The organism is Lysinibacillus telephonicus (assembly GCF_003966145.1).
Lineage (GTDB): Bacteria > Bacillota > Bacilli > Bacillales_A > Planococcaceae > Ureibacillus > Ureibacillus telephonicus.
This window is the reverse complement of record NZ_RXNR01000145.1, coordinates 1-1,606: the sequence shown is the minus strand read 5'-3', so window position 1 is coordinate 1,606 and position 1,606 is coordinate 1. Positions and strand designations below refer to the sequence as shown.

The 1,606-nt window shown below is 41.1% G+C and carries 1 protein-coding gene; it reads right to left on the bottom strand.

Going from position 1 to position 1,606, the window contains the following annotated elements:
- Positions 1-214 precede the first annotated feature (214 nt).
- Positions 215-1,492, bottom strand: coding sequence for an IS110 family RNA-guided transposase (locus EKG35_RS20555; protein ID WP_126296408.1), 1,278 nt, complete (start codon positions 1,490-1,492; stop codon positions 215-217).
- Positions 1,493-1,606: the final 114 nt, after the last annotated feature.

Here is a 1,606-nt window from a genome sequence, read left to right as displayed (position 1 = left end):
CGTTCCAATATGTGATGCACAATTGGATCTCTGCAATGCTTATGATGACGTACCCTCCCATGTCTCTTGGCGTCTAGCGCATACATTCCTTCGTTCGGTCTATTCATAAGGCAGAGGCTGGCGATGCTCCTTTAGGGACTCGTAGTCGGATGGAATAAATAATGCCGGCTTCTCCGTGTCATCCTTTTGTAATTTAATCGAGCTAAGGTGTAGCTTAGGCTGCCTCTACGAGACAATAAAGGTCTTTCATCATAAGTTGTTCATCAAACTGTACTTTCTTCTTGCATAGAGCGTGTAAAATCTTCAGTAACTTACCACAAAGGACAACCATCGATTGCTTCTTTCGAAGTGGATTAACTGTGCGTGTGGTGTAATATTCATGTAATTGCTTAAAGGCTTCATTATGGCGAATCAACGGTATCATAACTCGGAATAAGAGAGAACGAAGCTTTCTTCTTCCTCGCTTTGAAATGCGTTTCTGACCTTTGTGTTGCCCAGATGAGTTTTCACGTAATGTGAGTCCCGCTAGTTTGATTAATTGGCGTGGATGCTCATATTGAGTGAAGGAACCAATCTCTGAAAGAAGATCGACGATTGTTACATCGCCAATACCAGGCACAGTGGCTAGATACTCATAATCCGTCATTTGTTTCGTTAATTCAATTAATTGTTCTGTTAGACTATCGAGCTGTTGTTGCATCAATTTGCGTTGACTAAGGAGTGTGGCAATTTCTATTCGTGCCATCGTAAGACCTTCTGTCAACCCGATTGAAGATTGAGCAGCCTCGACTAATTGTTTTGCCTTCGGCAATTGAGGTGATTTTAATCCCTCTACCTGACGGTATAAAAACAATAATTCTTCGGGAGATTTACCGAGAATATCAGCGGGTAGAGGTGTCTTTTCAAGAACCGCATACGCCATCTTTCCGAAACTTTTAAAAACAGACATAAATTCTGGGAAAAAGCGATCCAACCATCGAATGAGACGATTTTGTAATGCATTGAGATCTTCTTGTATCTTTGAACGTAACGTGGCACCGTTTCGTAATTCCGCTTCCACGCCTTCTAGAATACGTGGATAGCTAAAACGTCCATCACGTATTAGACGCGCAATTACAAGTGCATCCTTTTGATCGTTCTTCGTTTGGAGATTATCGTCCAATTCTTTGGATTTGTTCACATGGCTCGGATTCACCATGATAAACGGAATCCCATGTTCAAAAAGATAGACAGCGAGATTCATCCAGTAGTGGCCTGTAGGCTCAAAACCAACTAATATTTCGCTTTTATCATGCGTAGTAAGTAAAGTTAATAACTTTTCATAAAATGCATCAAACCCATTTCTTGATTGCGTGAAAGGGAATGACTTTTGAAGCACACGGCCTCGTTCATCAATTGCGCAAGCATAATGTTTGTGCTTAGCGATATCGATACCTACGACGAGTGTATTTTCAGTGACTTGATTAATTTTCTGGTTCGTATTAAAATTCATAGACGGAGTCCTCCTGTGTGATGATGGGTCAATGGCTGTTGACACTCATGCATCATACTAGAGGGCTTTTTTTATTTCAAGACCCTGAAAATCCTTCTAACAGGAATGCTCCTT